The following is a 16,359-nucleotide window of genomic DNA, read 5'->3' as shown; positions in this document are numbered from 1 at the left end:
CCTTCCTCGGCCAGCCACTTCTTCGCTGCCTCGTCCATATCGAGTGCGATCTTGCGGGCGGCAAGTCGCTTGACCAAACGGCGAAGCTGGATCTCCACGATGCCGTCCATGTCGTCCCGCGTCAGCCGGTGGAAGATGATCTGGTCATCGAGCCGGTTGAGGAATTCGGGCCGGAAATGGGCGCGCACGGCATCCATCACGTCGCGCCGCGCCTGACCGCTGTCGGCACCTTCAGGCAACTGGCTGAGCGCCTGAGATCCGAGGTTGGAAGTCAGCACGATCAGCGTTTGCTTGAAGTCGACATGGTGGCCCTGCCCGTCGGTCAGCCGCCCGTCATCGAGCACCTGTAAGAGCACGTTGAACACATCCGAATGCGCCTTTTCGACTTCATCGAACAGCACGACCTGATAGGGCCTGCGCCGCACGGCTTCGGTCAGCACACCGCCTTCGTCATAGCCGACATAACCCGGAGGGGCACCGATCAGCCGGGCGACCGAATGCTTCTCCATGAATTCCGACATGTCGATGCGGACCATCGCGTGTTCGTCGTCAAAGAGATATTCGGCGAGTGCCTTGGTGAGTTCGGTTTTGCCAACACCGGTCGGGCCAAGGAAGAGGAACGAACCAAGCGGCCGGTTTTCGTCCTGAAGACCCGCGCGGGCCCGGCGAACCGCTTTCGACACGGCTTCGACGGCCTCGCGCTGACCGACGACGCGTTTGCCCAGCTCATCTTCCATTTTGAGAAGCTTCTCGCGCTCGCCCTCCAGCATCTTGGAGGTCGGGATGCCGGTCCAGCGCTCCACGACTTCGGCGATCTGTTCCGGGCGCACGGCCTCTTCGACCATCAGTGCGTCGTCGCGCGCCTCGGCCTCGGCAAGCTGTTTCTCCAATCCGGGAATGACGCCATAAGATAGCTCGCCCGCGCGCGCGAGGTTGCCTTCGCGCTTGGCGTGGTCAAGCTCGATCCGCGCCCGGTCGAGCTGTTCCTTCAGCCCGCGCGCCGATTCCAGCTTGTCCCGCTCAGCCTGCCATTTCGCGGTCATCTCGGCAGAGCGCTGCTGAAGGTTCGACAGCTCCTTCTCCAGTTTCTCCAGCCGGTCCTTGGACGCGGCATCGTCTTCCTTCTTCAGCGCCTCGGCCTCAATCTGCTTTTGCAGGATTTCGCGGTCGAGCGCGTCGAGTTCCTCGGGCTTCGAATCCACTTCCATGCGCAGACGCGAAGCGGCCTCATCAACAAGGTCGATGGCCTTGTCGGGCAGGAAACGGTCGGTGATGTAGCGCTGCGACAGGGTTGCCGCCGCCACGAGCGCCGCGTCGGCGATCCGGACGCCGTGGTGAAGCTCATACTTTTCCTTGATGCCGCGCAGGATGGAGATCGTATCTTCAACCGTCGGCTCATCGACCAATACCGGCTGGAAGCGCCGGGCAAGGGCCGCGTCCTTCTCGACATATTTGCGGTATTCATCCAGCGTCGTGGCGCCGATGCAGTGCAACTCACCCCGCGCCAGCGCCGGCTTGATCAGGTTGGCCGCATCCATCGCGCCATCGGTCTTGCCCGCACCAACGAGCGTGTGCATCTCGTCAATGAAAAGGACAACCTCACCGGCCGCCGCCTCGATTTCCTTCAGGACGGCCTTCAGCCTTTCCTCGAACTCGCCGCGATATTTCGCGCCCGCAATCAGCGCGCCCATATCGAGCGCCATCAGGCGTTTGTTCTTGAGCGATTCAGGTACATCGCCATCGACGATTCGTAGGGCAAGGCCCTCGGCAATCGCCGTCTTGCCGACGCCGGGGTCACCGATAAGAACCGGGTTGTTCTTGGTGCGGCGCGACAGCACCTGCATGGCGCGGCGAATTTCCTCATCCCGGCCGATGATCGGGTCGATCTTGCCTTCCTCGGCGGCCTCGGTCAGATCGCGCGCGTATTTCTTCAGCGCGTCGTAGCCTTCTTCGGCCGAAGCGCTGTCGGCCGTGCGGCCCTTGCGGATATCATTGATTGCGGCGTTCAGCGCCTGAGCGGTTACAGCCCCAGCGGACAGCGCATCCTTGGCCTTGGTGTTGACCATGGCCAGTGCCATAAGCATGCGTTCGACCGGCACGAAACTGTCGCCTGCCTTCTTCGCAATCTTCTCGGCTTCGTCCAGAACGCGGACCAGCGAGGTATCGACATAGACCTGCCCGTCGCCGCCCGAAACCTTGGGCATCTTGGCGATCATCTGGTCAACCGATTCCTGAACGCGCTTCGGCTCACCGCCCGCGCGCTTGATCAGGTTTGCAGAAAGGCCCTGATCGTCATCCATGAGTGCCTTCAGAAGATGCTCCGGAACCACTCTCTGGTGCACCTCGCGCATCGCGATGGTCTGTGCGGACTGAAGGAAACCGCGCGACCGTTCCGTGAACTTTTCCATGTTCATCGGTTCTCTCCTTCCTTGAAGCCCCCGGCAGATTCGACCGCCCATTCTGGCACGGCGCTTTCCGGGTCTTGTCAGTGACTTGGATATTGGCGACCGGGATTTCAAGCCGCCGGGGATTCCGAATCGCGGAAACGAATTGGAAAGGAGATTCGGCGTTAATGACCCTTAAGGTTAACGGAGGACCAGCATGACCCGTATCGCAAACGCCATCCGCATCGCCACCGGCCATTTCATCGAAAACCTCTCACCGATGCCGCCGCAGCTTATCGCCCTTGCCTCAGCGACACGGGATTGCGCACCCGGTTTGCCAAACCCCTTTGCAGTGCGTCGTCAGGGGTAGTGCGGTGCGTATTCTGTCGGCCAGAATAACGCGGGCGCGACGGGACCGCGTTGCCTGCCGGGTCGAGGCTATCGTGGCGCTGACCGTTTTATGGGATGGTGAGCCGGTTCAGGCCTTCATCCGCACATCCGCCCCGGCGCGCGCGCCAGGCGCGGCGACACTCCGGGCCCGGCTACTTGGGGCCGCCAAGCTCAACTTTGCGGCTGACCCTGTGCGATGCGCCCCACGCCGCGCAGCGTGATTTCGCGGGACCTCGGCCCGGGCAGGGCGGTGATCCTTCGCGCCGGAGTGGCGTTCCTGCAACACAACCGCTCAGCACTTGATCCGGACTGGCGGCACCTGTCACGGCCCCGGGTGCGGCTTTTACCGGATGCGGGAACGTGATGTGGGTGCTACGGTAAAGCACAAGCGCACTTTCTAGCGGAATAGCGCCACAACGGCATGTCAGCCCGCCAATGCTTGCCCTGTCCTTGACCTCAAACCTTGACAGACACTTCACCCGCAATCATGAGGGCGCGACCCCGACCGGAAGGAGTGCCCTGATGATCGCCGATGACCGTCTCATCGTCGCCCTTGATGTCCCGAACGCCGTTGCGGGGCTGGAACTGGCCGAAAAGCTCGGGCACCGGGTGAGCTTTTACAAGATCGGGCTTGGCATGCTGACGGGCGGCGGGCTGGCGCTGGCGAATGAACTGAAGCAGGAACATGGCAAGCGCATTTTCCTAGATATGAAGCTTTTCGACATCGGCGCAACGGTGGAAGCGGCGGTCAGGGGGCTGGCGCAGTTCGATCTCGATTTTCTAACGGTGCATGGTGACCCGAATGTCGTGCGCGCGGCAAAAGAGGGTGCCGCCGGAAAGGATTTGAAAATCCTTGCGGTCACGGTTCTCACCTCGCTTGACCGAACCGACCTTGATGCCGCGCTTATCCAACCGGGCGACATCCCTGACATCGTGTCTGAACGCGCCACCCGGGCTTTTGAGGCAGGGGCCGACGGCGTCATTTCCTCGGCACAGGAAGCCGCGATGATCCGTGCGCTGCCGGAGACAAAGGGTAAGCTGATCGTGACTCCGGGTATCCGGCCCGCCGGAAGCGAACTCGGCGATCAGAAGCGCATTGCGACACCCGCCCGCGCGGTCGCCGACGGCGCCGATCACATCGTCGTCGGTCGCCCGATCTGGGCCGCACCCGATCCCGCGGCTGCCGCTGAGGCAGTTCTCGCGGAACTCGCCTCACCTCAAGCGCAGCGGCCGAACGCCTGAGCATCCGGCCGCCGCTGTTTCCGGCATAGTCACGGGGCGCGTACGCCCCGTCCATGAGTGGTCGGTCACTCGGCCGCTGATGGCACTGCGGCCGGATCTGCCGGTGCTGTTTCGTCAGCGGGCGCGAGCGCGGCCGGATCGGCAAGGCCAGCGGCCGGTGCGGTCTGGCTGGCGGTATTGGAACCGGCCATCCAGATGACAAGCGCCAGAGCCGCTACGACGATGCCCAGTAGAATGATGACGCCGCCGATTCCGCCTTCGCCATGGGTCCGCATATAGGCCCGCGACGGATCGTAGGAGGAGCGCCCTGGCATGTGCTGCTCATAGTCCATGTAATGCTCCTTTCCGTAGGTTACCCCCACAGGATCGGAGCTTTGCCGGGCCAAGGCTATAAGCGGATATTCACTCAGCCATACGCCGCCGGAACGGCCAAAACGCCTCGCGAATTTTCGCCGAAACCGGCCTGTAACCGTTCAGAAGGTGGGTGGCGTGCAGGCCGAGACGATCACGCAATCCTCGGGTCCCGGGTTGTGGAACCGGTGCGGCGTGCGGCTGTTGAACAGGTAGCCGTCACCGGCGGTCAGAAGTTGTGTGTCCTCACCGACGGTCACCTGAACCTGACCTGAAATTACGATCCCGGCCTCTTCGGCATCGTGGCTGTAAAGCTCCGGACCCGTGTCAGCGCCCGGTGCATAGGTTTCGTGCAGCATCTGCACCGCGCTCGATCCCGGTCGCCCGACCTGACGAAAGATCACCCGGGCCCCGGCATCGCCGAGCTTTGCCTCGGGCGTGATTTCGCGCAGTTCCTCATGACGGAAATGCCATTTCGTCCCCGCATCGGCGCTGCCCGCAAAGAAGTCGCCGAGCGAGATGCCAAGACCGGCAAGGATCTTTTTCAGCGTCGCGACAGAGGGGCTGGTGCGGTTCTGTTCGATCATCGAGATCATACCGCCGGTGACACCCGTCATCGCGGCGAGTTGGCGCTGCGACAGACGCAGCCTTTCGCGCTCTTCCTTCAGGCGTGATCCGGTGTCGAAATCCATCGCGCTCGATCCAATCTCTCGGGACCTCTTCTTTAGTGATAAATTTATTGTGCATCAATCTGCAATATTGATCATTTCCTGCCGAAGGATTATTGGGGGCAGGACCACGTTCCGAGGAGAGCATCATGCTGAACGCCGAGATTGAAACCCGCCGCCAGTCCGCCATGTCGCGCGGCGTCGGCGTCATGACCCAGATTTACGTCGACAAGGCCGAGAATGCCGAGCTTTGGGACAAGGAAGGCAACCGCTATATCGACTTCGCCGCCGGCATCGCTGTGGTCAATACCGGCCACCGCCACCCCAAGGTGATCGCGGCTGTGAAAGACCAGCTCGACCATTTCACCCATACCTGCCATCAGGTGGTCCCTTACGAAAACTACGTGCGCCTTGCCGAGCGCATCACCGCGATTGCACCGATCAAGGGCGACAAGAAAGCGGTCTTCGTGACGACCGGCGCGGAAGCGGTGGAAAACGCCGTTAAGATCGCCCGCGCCGCCACAGGTCGTCAGGCCGTCGTCGCCTTTTCCGGCGCCTTCCACGGCCGCACCTTCATGGGCATGGCGCTGACCGGCAAGGTCGTACCCTACAAGGTCGGTTTTGGCGCCATGCCGAACGACGTCTTCCACGTGCCATTCCCGGTGCCGCTGCACGGCGTCTCGGTCGAACAGTCGCTCGATACGCTGAACTACCTCTTCAAGTCCGATGTCGACCCCAAGCGCGTCGCCGCGATTATCCTTGAACCGGTTCAGGGCGAAGGCGGCTTTTACGAAGCGCCGCGCGAGTTTTTCAAGGCGCTCCGCGCGATCTGCGATGAGCACGGTATCCTCCTGATCGCCGACGAGGTGCAGACCGGCTTTGCCCGCACCGGCAAGATGTTTGCGATGGAACATCACGACGTTCAGCCCGATCTGATGACCATGGCCAAGGCTCTGGCCGGTGGCTTCCCGCTTGCGGCCGTCGTTGGCCGGGCCGAGGTGATGGACGCACCGGCCCCCGGTGGGCTTGGCGGTACCTATGGCGGTTCGCCCATGGGAATCGCGGCGGCCAATGCGGTGCTTGACGTGATTGAGGAAGAGGGGCTTTGCGACCGCGCCAACCAGCTTGGCTCGCGGCTGAAACAGCGCCTCGAATCGCTTCGGCCCGACGTGCCGGAGATCGTCGACATCCGCGGACCCGGCTTCATGAACGCCGTGGAGTTCAACGACGCCAAAACCGGCAAACCCTCGGCCGATTTCGCCAACCGGGTGCGCGCCGAGGCGCTGAAGCGCGGGCTGATCCTTCTGACCTGCGGCGTCCATGGCAACGTGATCCGCTTCCTGTCGCCGATCACGATTCAGGATGAGGTCTTCACCGAGGCGCTTGGCAAGCTCGAAGACGCGATCCGCGCCGCCCGTTAATCCCGTGTACAGACGATTCGTGAAACGGCCGCCCCGCGCGGCCGTTTTTCATTCTGATACCCTGCCATGATCCCGCGGAGACGCCTGCGGTGTCACGCGATATGCGCTTCGCGCGGTCAGGGGGCGTTCCGCCCCCTCGCCCCGGATATATCCGGGGCTCACCCCCTGAGAGTATTTCCGGACAGAAAGTGAATGGATGACGGCACTTTCTGTCCAAAAATACTTCTCTGGACGCGGATCTTCTTCTCTGACTCGCCACGAGAACAAAACATGAATATACTGGCTCGGCTGTCTGGGTCGCCACATGTTCATTGAGCTTTCCGCCACATCGAATTTCACCTTCCTCACCGGGGCTTCGCATCCCGAGGAGTTGATGGAGGGGGTGGCGGAGCTTGGTCAGACGGCGCTCGCCATCGCCGATATGAATTCGGTGGCGGGGATCGTCCGGGCGCATGTCCAGGCACGCGAGATCCGACGGAAGACGGGCACCGCCCCGCGCCTTATCCCCGCAGCGCTGATCCGGCTCATGGACGGGTTCACGGTCACCGCGCTGCCGCAGGATCGCACCGGATGGGGACGGCTCTGCCGGTTGATTTCGGCAGGGCGTCTTCGGGCGCCAAAAGGCGAATGCCATCTGGAGTTTGATGATCTCGCAAACTGGGGCACGGGGATGGACCTGCTCCTCCATCCGCCACCTGAAGCGGTGAGACAGGCGACCACGCCGGGGCGCGGCGCGGGTGGGTGGGTGAGGCAGGCGGAACGGCTGGCGCGCCGCCTTGGCCGGGATCATCTCTCACTTATGATGGCGCCTTGTTATGACGGTGGCGATTCTGTCCGGTTCGACCGGTCGGCGGCGCTGGCCGAACGGCTCGGCCTGCCGACCATCGCTTCGGCCCGGCCCATCATGCACCGCGCCGCACGCCGCCCGTTGGCCGACGTGCTGACCGCGATTCGCAGCGGGGTGCGGGTCGACGACCTTGGCCGGGGGTCGCTTGTTCATGCCGAACAGCGCCTAAGATCCGAAGCCGAGATGTTGAAAATCTTCAGGGGTCACGAGGCGGCTGTCCATCGAACGGGCGAGATCGCCCGCCGTCTGACCTTCTCGCTTGATGAACTGCGTTACGAATATCCCTCGGAAATCTCTGCGGGAGAAGAGCCTTCGGCGCGCCTTGCCCGTCTGACCGGGGAGGGTCTGAACTGGCGCTATCCACAGGGCGTGCCGGACAAGGTTCGCAAGATGGCCGCTCACGAACTCGCGCTTATCGCCAGACTGAAATATGAGCCCTATTTCCTTACCGTCCGCGATGTCGTCGCCTTCGCCCGCGATAAGGGCATCCTCTGTCAAGGGCGCGGTTCGGCCGCCAATTCGGTGGTCTGCTACGCTCTTGGCGTCACCTCGGTCAGCCCCGAGGTCGGCACGATGGTCTTCGAACGTTTCGTCAGCGAGGCGCGCGACGAGCCCCCCGATATCGACGTCGATTTCGAACATGAGCGACGTGAGGAGGTGATTCAGCATATCTACGAAAAATATGGCCGCCACCGGGCAGGGCTTTGCGCGACGGTGATCCACTACCGTGGCAAACGCGCGGCGCGCGAAGTCGGCAAGGCGATGGGCCTGTCCGAAGATACGCTTTCGGCCATGTCGAGCCAGATCTGGGGCTGGGGCGGCGGCGAGGTTTCGGCGGACCGCCTGCGTGAGATCGGCCTCGACCCTGCAGACCGGCGGATCAGAAAGACACTGTCCCTCATCGCCGAAATTCAGGGCTTTCCCCGCCATCTCTCGCAGCATGTCGGTGGTTTCATCATGACCGAAGGGCGGCTTGACGAGCTGGTGCCGGTCGAGAACGCGACGATGGAGAACCGCACCGTCATCCCCTGGGACAAGGACGATATCGACGCGCTCGGCATCCTCAAGGTCGATGTGCTGGGGCTGGGGATGCTGTCCTGTATCCGCAAGGCCTTCGACCTGCTTCAGACCCATCACAAGACCCGCTTCACGCTCGCCACCCTGCCGCCCGAGGACCCGGCGGTCTACGACATGCTGTGCGAGGCCGATTCCATCGGCATCTTCCAGGTCGAAAGCCGGGCCCAGATGAACTTCCTGCCCCGGATGAAGCCGAGAAAATTCTACGACCTCGTCATTCAGGTCGCGATCATCCGGCCGGGGCCTATACAGGGCGACATGGTCCATCCCTTCATCCGGCGTCGGAATGGGCAGGAAAGCGTCACTTTCCCGTCGGACGCGCTGGGTGAGGTTCTGGGCAAGACGCTGGGCGTGCCTTTGTTTCAGGAACAGGCGATGCAGATTGCCATCATCGGCGCGGGCTTTTCGCCAGAGGAGGCCGACCGCCTGCGCCGCTCGCTCGCCACTTTCAAGAAGCATGGCAATGTCAGCGAGTTTCACGATCGCTTCATGCAAGGCATGCGCGCGAACGGCTATGATGACGACTTCTCCGCCCGCTGCTTTTCCCAGATCGAGGGCTTCGGCAGCTACGGCTTTCCCGAAAGCCATGCGGCGAGTTTCGCGCTTCTCGTTTATGCCTCGGCCTGGCTGAAACACCACCATCCCGGCATCTTTGCCTGCGCGCTCCTGAATTCCCAGCCGATGGGGTTCTACGCCCCCGCCCAGATCGTGCGCGACGCCCGCGATCACAGCGTCACCGTGCTGCCGGTTTGCATCAATGCCAGCGAATGGGACAACCGGATGGAAAAACTGGGCGATGGCAGGCTCGCGCTCCGGCTCGGTTTCCGCCAGATCCGGGGCATATCCGAAGAAGAGGGCGAATGGATCGAACAGGCGCGCGGCAACGGCTATCGCGCGGTCGAGGATGTCTGGCGCCGCGCCGGGATAAGTACCGGCATCCTGACTCTCTTGGCCGAGGCGGACGCCTTCGCCGCGCTCGGTCTTGCCCGCCGCGACGCGCTCTGGGCCGCCCGCGCGGTGTCACCCGCAAAACCGTTGCCGCTTTTTGCTGGCGATATGGATGGAGAGGGGATCGTCGAGCCGACCGTCATCTTCGCCGGGATGAGCGAGGGCGAACATGTAGTCGAGGACTACGCCGCCATGCGCCTTACTCTGCGGAGCCATCCTATGGCGCTTTTGCGCGCGAAACTCACACCGCCGAACGGCACCACCCCTGCATATCTGTGATCTGGCGCTGCGCCGCCTGACGACAGCAGGATCTGTTCGAAGTGCGGTATCCCAAGAGGTTAATTTCCCCGGCTTTCAGGGACAGTGTACGCACCGCATTTCCGGTTCGTTCGTTCCTTCGCACCAACCACCAAATCTTGTGCCATCGGCGTGACAAGACTGCCCGAACCCCCTATAAGATGGACAGCAAGAAACGGGGCGAACGGGCATGACCGAAGACGCACAGAAACCGGCCGAATACGGCGCGGATTCCATCAAGGTTCTCAAGGGCTTGGAGGCCGTGCGCAAGCGGCCCGGCATGTATATCGGCGATACCGATGACGGCTCGGGCCTGCACCACATGGTCTACGAGGTTGTCGACAACGGCATCGACGAGGCTTTGGCGGGCCATGCCGACTTTGTCCGCGTCCGCATACATGCCGACAATTCGGTTTCAGTCCGCGACAATGGGCGCGGGATTCCGACCGACATTCACGCTGAGGAAGGCGTTTCGGCAGCCGAGGTCATCATGACCCAGCTTCATGCCGGGGGCAAATTCGACCAGAACAGCTACAAGGTTTCGGGCGGGTTGCACGGCGTCGGTGTTTCGGTCGTGAACGCGCTGTCGGACTGGCTGGAACTCAGGGTCTGGCGCAACGGCAAGGAACATTACGCCCGCTTCGAACGTGGCGAGACGGTCGAACACCTAAGAGTGGTCGGCGATGCTGAACCCGGCGACAAGGGCACCGAAGTACGGTTTCTCGCCTCAACCACGACCTTTTCCAACCTCGACTATGTCTTCAAGACCCTTGAGACCCGCCTGCGCGAACTGGCTTTCCTGAATTCCGGTGTCAGGATCATCCTCGAAGACAATCGCGGCGCCGAATTGCAGCGGACCGAGTTGTTCTATGACGGCGGCGTGCGGGAATTCGTGAAATATCTCGACCGGCACAAAACCTCGGCCCTGCAAGAGCCGATCTTCATCACCGGCGAACGCGGCGGCATCGGGGTCGAGGTCGCGATGTGGTGGAATGACAGCTACAACGAAATGGTGCTGCCCTTCACCAACAACATCCCCCAGCGTGATGGCGGCACCCATTTGGCGGGCTTTCGCGGGGCGCTAACGCGAACGATCAATACCTATGCCCAGACTTCGGGTATCGCGAAGAAGGAAAAGGTCGATTTCACCGGCGATGATGCACGCGAAGGGCTGACATGTGTATTGTCGGTCAAGGTGCCGGACCCGAAATTCTCCTCCCAGACCAAGGACAAGCTGGTCAGTTCCGAGGTGCGGCCCGCAGTCGAGAACCTCGTGAACGAAAAGCTCGGCGAATGGTTCGAGGAACATCCGAACGAGGCAAAGGTGATCGTCGGCAAGATCGTCGAGGCAGCCCTGGCGCGGGAGGCGGCGCGCAAAGCGCGCGAACTGACGCGGCGCAAGACGGCGATGGATGTCGCCTCTCTTCCCGGCAAGCTGGCCGATTGTCAGGAAAAGGACCCGGCACTTTCGGAACTCTTCCTTGTCGAGGGTGACAGCGCGGGCGGGTCAGCAAAGCAAGGGCGTGAGCGTAAGAATCAGGCGGTACTGCCCTTGCGGGGCAAGATCCTGAACGTCGAACGCGCACGCTTCGACCGCATGCTCGGTTCGGATCAGATCGGCACGCTGATCACGGCACTCGGTACCGGGATCGGACGGGATGAGTTTAATCTCGACAAGCTACGCTATCACAAGATCATCATCATGACGGATGCGGATGTCGACGGCGCCCATATCCGCACACTTCTTCTGACCTTCTTCTTCCGCCAGATGCCGGAACTGATCGAACAAGGGCATCTCTTCATCGCCGAACCGCCGCTCTACAAAGTCGCGCGCGGAAAGTCAGAGGTTTACCTGAAGGATCAGGCCGCGCTCGAGGACTACCTGATCCAGCAGGGTGTCGAAGGCGCGATCCTGCGTCTTGGATCTGGCGAAGAGATCGTGGGCGCAGACCTGAACCGCGTCGTGGAAGAGGCTCGCGTGGTGCGCAAGAGCCTGATGGCATTCCCGACGCATTACCCCATGCATATCCTCGAACAGGCGACGATTGCCGGGGCACTGGTGCCTGGCCGGGTCGATGCCGACGCGCAGGGCGTGGCGAACGAGGTTGCGCGCCGCCTCGACGAGGTCGCGGTTGAATACGAACGCGGCTGGCTGGGCCGTCCGACACAGGACCATGGGCTGCGTTTCACACGCTCGCTCAGGGGGGTTGAAGAGGTCCGTACACTCGATGGCCAGATCCTTCGGTCGGGTGAGGCGCGGCGACTTGCCACCCATACGCAAGCACTGCAGGAAGTCTATGGCGGCATCGCCAAGCTCGTTCGCAAGGATCGCGAGCAACTGATTCACGGTCCGACCGAATTGCTGGCCGCGATTCTGAGTGAAGGAGAGAAGGGCCTGTCCCTGCAACGTTACAAGGGATTGGGCGAAATGAATCCCGACCAGCTTTGGGAAACCACACTCGATCCTGCGGCACGGGTGCTGAACCAAGTGAAGGTCGACGATCTGGCCGAGGCCGACGACATCTTCACCAAGCTGATGGGCGATGTGGTAGAGCCGCGCCGCGAGTTCATCCAACAGAACGCGTTGAGCGTTGAGAATCTGGATTTCTGATTGCTTTTAGGGATGCGCATTGCTTTGCGCGGAGAGCACCCCCGGAGTCGATGAGGCCAACAGACGACTTGTGATTTTGGGCGAAGTTGTAAGGTTCTACGCTGAAGCGCCGTCGGTCTTTTGGCGCGAACACAGTGATGCAATGGCGGCCCCGATAGGATTCGAACCTATGACCTACCGCTTAGGAGGCGGTCGCTCTATCCCCTGAGCTACGGGGCCGGACTTGCGTCCCTGCTTTCGATAGAGACGGTTGGGCGCTTTGACAAGTATCGGGCCCAGCAGCGACCCATCAGGAGCCGAGGAAGCAGGCAACGCTGTTTGCCATATCCTCGGCCGTCATCTCGCGATTGAAGAATTCGACGAAGCCCGTTTCGGGCAACATCAGGTAGGTCTGGGTCATGTGATCGACGAGGTAATATTCGTCACTCTTGTCCTCGGGCACTTTATAGTAGGTGCGGTACTGTTTTGCAGCCGCAGCGATCTGTTCGGCCGAGCCGGTCAGCCCGATCATCCGGGGATGCAGGTAGTCGGTCCATTCCTTAAGAACTTCGGGCGTGTCGCGATCGGGATCAACCGATATGAAGACCGGCGTCACCTCATAACCCTGCTCTTCAAGCGCATCGACCGCCTCGGCGTTGCGCGCGGTGTCCGTAGGACAGATATCGGGACAGAACGTATAACCGAAATAGACGAGGCTGGGCTTGGACAGAACATCCTTGTCGGTGACAGTCCGCCCATCTTCGTCGACAAGCGTGAAGGGCCCGCCGATCGTGGCGGCCCCGGAGATATTGCTGGCCCGGCAGGCTGCGTAGCGGTCAGACGTGCTGTTACGCGTGACGGCATAGGTGGCGACCAGGCCGATCGCCACTACGGAAATGGCGGCGATAGCATAGGTTCTTGTCGATACCGGCATTCGAATCCTCCGGGGGGTTGCGGCGGCATTGATCGCGCATTGCGGGCCGACTATCAATTCACAAGCGTCGGATGCGACAACAGGACCCGCCATGAGCCAACCGGCTGCAGATCACCCAGGACACGGATCGGACGATACCTTCGCGGTGCGGATCGCCCACAGCGACTGGGTCAGGCTGCGGACCCTGATCCTGCTCAGATGGATGGCCGTGATAGGTCAGTCTGCCGCCATCGTGGTGGCGTGGAAATACTATCACGTAGATCTGAACGTGACGCTGTGCCTTGCTGTTGTCGGCGCTGCCGTCGCAGCCAATCTGATTGCGATCTTCATTTATCCCGAGAACAAGCGCCTGACTGAAGTCGAGGCGATGCTGACCCTGCTATTCGATACAACCCAGCTTGCATTGCTGCTGTATCTGACGGGAGGCCTCAATAACCCGTTCGCGTTGCTTATCCTGGCGCCCGCAACGATTGCCGCGACGGCACTGCAAACCCGCGCAACAGCCTTTGTCGGAATCGTCACCATCGCTTGGGTATCAGTCGTGGCGTTCTATCATATTCCCTTGAGGATGCAGGACGGCAGCACCGTTGTGGTTCCAAACGTGTTTGGGTTCGGTTTCTGGCTGGCGATCGTGATCGGGGTTGTCTTTCTTGGTTTGTACGCGCGGCGTGTTTCCTCCGAGATTCACTCGATGGGCGATGCGTTGCTTGCAACACAGATGGCACTCGCCCGCGAGCAGAAACTGACCGATCTTGGCGGCGTGGTAGCTGCTGCCGCACATGAGCTGGGAACTCCACTCGCTACGATCAAACTGGCAAGTGCCGAACTGGCAGACGAACTTGCTGATCGGCCATCTCTGCGTGAGGACGCCGAACTCATCCGCCAACAGGCTGACCGCTGCCGTGATATTCTGAGGTCCATGGGGCGCGCGGGTAAGGACGATTTGCACCTTCGTTCCGCGCCGTTGTCGGCAGTTGTTCGGGAGGCGGCGGAGCCTCATCTCAACCGCGGCAAGTCGATCAGTTTTGATCTGTCAGACGCACCGGGGTCAGACACGATGCCCGAAATACTGCGCCGGCCGGAGATTATCCACGGCCTGCGAAACCTAGTGCAGAATGCTGTCGATTTTGCGTCAGAGAACATCTGGGTCGATGCCGGCTGGTCGAACAACGAGGTGTTTGTTCGTATCGCTGACGACGGACAGGGCTTTCCCCCTCAGTTGATCGGACGCATCGGGGATCCGATCTTGCGACGTCGCCGTGACGACGGGGGCGCACGGCCTGGATATGAAGGTATGGGACTGGGTTTGTTTATCGCCAAAACGCTTCTGGAACGTACAGGCGCACGGCTGGATTTCAAAAACGGTACCGATCCTTTTCTTTCTGAAGATGAACACCCCGCCCGATCCGGCGCACTTGTGGACGTGGTTTGGCCAAGGTCCGCAATAGAAACGCAAGCTCGAAGTGAGCTTGGAGAGAACAGGCAAATACAAATTTGAACGCTTTCTGCTAAAAGTTGTTTTATTAACCAGTTGTTAATCCTGAAGAAGAACTCTGTTCGCCAGGGAGCGCAGACTCCTTCTGGGAAACGGGTTCGATATGCTTGTTCCAATCACGCTCGCGCTGGGCATTGTCGCGACTTCCTTTGTGGCGGCGGTAACGGCACTCCTGATGCTCTCGGCATTTCCGCCATCGACGGCGCGCAAAAGAACGGCTCAGCTTGTGCCGAGCCATCTGGAACAAGCAATCTTTTTATTTGACGATCGTGAGCTTCTGGACGCGACAGGTCCTGCCAAGACGCTTTTGAAAACGATCCCGGGCACAGGATCACCGTGGAACCGCATTACCAACTACCTGTCAGAACGCATAAGCGGTTTTGAGGCGGAAATCGCCCTCCTGCAGGAACGAGGGGAAATCACCCTTACTGGAAAGGCGGGTCGCGACATTCAACTACACGCGGAACTCGTCGGAGATATGGTTCGTTTGACCATCACCGACCTTCAGGCCGAAGGCCAGGCCGTCTTGATAGACACGTTAAGTCAGCGTTCTCAGGAGGAAGAAATCACGGCATTGCGCGAAACAATCGAGGCTGCACCAATTGTCGCGTGGCGGCAAGACAACGAGGGCACGATCACTTGGGCCAACAGTGCTTATCTGAACTGCGCATCCGACCAAACTGATATCGACCCGGACGACCTGACCTGGCCAATCCCCGCAATCTTTCCCAGCAGACCCGCCGGCACCGGAGCCGATGTCCGACGGCAGGTGCTGCACAGGTCCGCCAACGGTCCTGCCCGGTGGTATGAATGTCATCGCCTTCCGGCCCGTTCAGGCAGCCTGCACTTTGCCATCCCGGCCGATGCTGTGGTCAAGGCGGAGACATCGCTTCGTGATTTTGTCCAAACACTCACCAAGACCTTCGCGCACCTGCCCATCGGCCTGGCGATATTCGATCGGCAGCGGCAACTTGCACTCTTCAATCCGGCTTTGGTCGATCTGACGTCGGTCGGGGCTGACTTTTTGTCGGCACGGCCAACGCTATTTTCGTTTCTCGACCGGCTTCGCGAGACGCAGGTCATTCCTGAACCCAAAGACTACAGATCCTGGCGGGCAGCGATGTCCGAGCTTGAGAAAGCCGCAGCGTCAGACCTCTATCAGGAAACCTGGACGCTAACCTCTGGTCAAACCTACCGGGTCACCGGAAGGCCACATCCCGACGGTGCAGTTGCGTTTCTGTTTGAGGACATCAGCGCTGAGATCTCGTTGGCCCGGCATTTCCGCTCAGAGATCGAGCTTGGGCAATCGGTTGTCGATACACTCAACGAAGCCATCGCGGTGTTTTCGCCTGCAGGTGAACTGATCCTGTCAAATGCCCGGTATGACCAGCTATGGGGCGTGGAACCCAGTGTGACGCTTGGAACCGTTACAATTCTGGATTCCATTCGGGTCTGGCAAACCGCAACAAATGCAACGCCAATTTGGGGCGATATCCGAGATTTCGTTGGCAGCTTCGGCGAGCGTGTCGAATGGAGTAGTGATGTAATCTTACATACCGGCGAGACACTTAGTTGTCGAATTGCACCCTTGCCCGGAGGTACGACGCTGATCGGCTTCGAGCGTCTGACGGACGCAAGCAACCCGGCCGCGCAGCGTGATGGTTGTTCTTCCGTGTCGCAGTCTCAGGTTCGTGCTTGATGACGCAATAGTCTTG

Annotated in this window: 11 protein-coding genes and 1 tRNA gene (1 of these 12 running past the window's edge); 7 read left to right on the top strand and 5 right to left on the bottom strand. The window is 60.9% G+C overall.

The window, feature by feature from the left end:
* Positions 1 to 2,414, bottom strand: partial view of an ATP-dependent chaperone ClpB gene (clpB, locus tag QKW60_RS15680; protein WP_282370078.1) — the 5' portion only. 202 nt of this gene lie to the left of the window's left edge; 2,414 of the gene's 2,616 nt are visible here — the first part of the coding sequence; its start codon is at positions 2,412 to 2,414; the stop codon falls past the left edge of the window.
* A 187-nt stretch (positions 2,415 to 2,601) separates the two neighbouring features.
* Between clpB and QKW60_RS15675 the strand changes: the two genes are divergently transcribed.
* Both QKW60_RS15675 and pyrF read left to right on the top strand, forming a co-directional pair.
* Positions 2,602 to 2,754, top strand: coding sequence for a hypothetical protein (locus QKW60_RS15675; protein WP_282370077.1), 153 nt, complete (start codon positions 2,602 to 2,604; stop codon positions 2,752 to 2,754).
* 542 nt (positions 2,755 to 3,296) lie between these two features.
* Positions 3,297 to 4,016 carry an orotidine-5'-phosphate decarboxylase gene (gene pyrF / locus QKW60_RS15670; RefSeq protein WP_282370076.1) on the top strand — a complete coding sequence of 240 codons (720 nt, stop codon included), beginning with the start codon at positions 3,297 to 3,299 and terminating at the stop codon, positions 4,014 to 4,016.
* Between the two features lie 65 nt (positions 4,017 to 4,081).
* Here pyrF and QKW60_RS15665 read toward each other — a convergent pair whose 3' ends face one another.
* Together QKW60_RS15665 and QKW60_RS15660 are read right to left on the bottom strand one after the other, a co-directional pair.
* Positions 4,082 to 4,348, bottom strand: coding sequence for a hypothetical protein (locus QKW60_RS15665; protein WP_282370075.1), 267 nt, complete (start codon positions 4,346 to 4,348; stop codon positions 4,082 to 4,084).
* Positions 4,349 to 4,489: 141 nt separating this feature from the next.
* Complete coding sequence (locus QKW60_RS15660; RefSeq protein ID WP_282370074.1) at positions 4,490 to 5,059, bottom strand: cupin domain-containing protein; 570 nt, start codon at positions 5,057 to 5,059, stop codon at positions 4,490 to 4,492.
* A gap of 125 nt (positions 5,060 to 5,184) precedes the next feature.
* Here QKW60_RS15660 and QKW60_RS15655 point away from each other — a divergent pair, with 125 nt between their 5' ends.
* From QKW60_RS15655 to gyrB, 3 genes are all read left to right on the top strand, one after another.
* A complete protein-coding gene (locus tag QKW60_RS15655) occupies positions 5,185 to 6,456 on the top strand; it encodes a 4-aminobutyrate--2-oxoglutarate transaminase (RefSeq protein WP_282370073.1) in 1,272 nt (423 codons plus the stop codon).
* Positions 6,457 to 6,760: 304 nt separating this feature from the next.
* The gene (locus QKW60_RS15650) at positions 6,761 to 9,607 is read left to right on the top strand and encodes an error-prone DNA polymerase (protein ID WP_282370072.1); all 2,847 of its coding nucleotides are present in this window, start codon (positions 6,761 to 6,763) and stop codon (positions 9,605 to 9,607) included.
* Positions 9,608 to 9,815: 208 nt separating this feature from the next.
* Complete coding sequence (gyrB, locus tag QKW60_RS15645) at positions 9,816 to 12,236, top strand: DNA topoisomerase (ATP-hydrolyzing) subunit B (RefSeq protein WP_282370071.1); 2,421 nt, start codon at positions 9,816 to 9,818, stop codon at positions 12,234 to 12,236.
* Between the two features lie 143 nt (positions 12,237 to 12,379).
* Here the strand turns inward: gyrB and QKW60_RS15640 are convergent.
* Both QKW60_RS15640 and QKW60_RS15635 read right to left on the bottom strand, forming a co-directional pair.
* Positions 12,380 to 12,455, bottom strand: a tRNA-Arg gene (locus tag QKW60_RS15640).
* A 70-nt stretch (positions 12,456 to 12,525) separates the two neighbouring features.
* Entirely contained in the window at positions 12,526 to 13,149 is a 624-nt protein-coding gene (locus tag QKW60_RS15635) for an SCO family protein (protein WP_282370070.1), read from the bottom strand.
* A 91-nt stretch (positions 13,150 to 13,240) separates the two neighbouring features.
* Here QKW60_RS15635 and regB point away from each other — a divergent pair, with 91 nt between their 5' ends.
* Both regB and QKW60_RS15625 read left to right on the top strand, forming a co-directional pair.
* Positions 13,241 to 14,647: a sensor histidine kinase RegB gene (gene regB, locus QKW60_RS15630; protein WP_282370069.1), complete on the top strand. Its 1,407-nt coding sequence runs from the start codon at positions 13,241 to 13,243 to the stop codon at positions 14,645 to 14,647.
* 100 nt (positions 14,648 to 14,747) lie between these two features.
* Entirely contained in the window at positions 14,748 to 16,343 is a 1,596-nt protein-coding gene (locus QKW60_RS15625; RefSeq protein ID WP_282370068.1) for a PAS-domain containing protein, read from the top strand.
* Positions 16,344 to 16,359 lie beyond the last annotated feature (16 nt).

The organism is Albidovulum aestuarii (assembly GCF_029961185.1).
GTDB classification, from domain to species: Bacteria; Pseudomonadota; Alphaproteobacteria; order Rhodobacterales; family Rhodobacteraceae; genus Albidovulum; species Albidovulum aestuarii.
The sequence above is the reverse complement of the archived record's forward strand: the minus strand, read 5'-3'. Positions and strand labels throughout refer to the sequence as shown.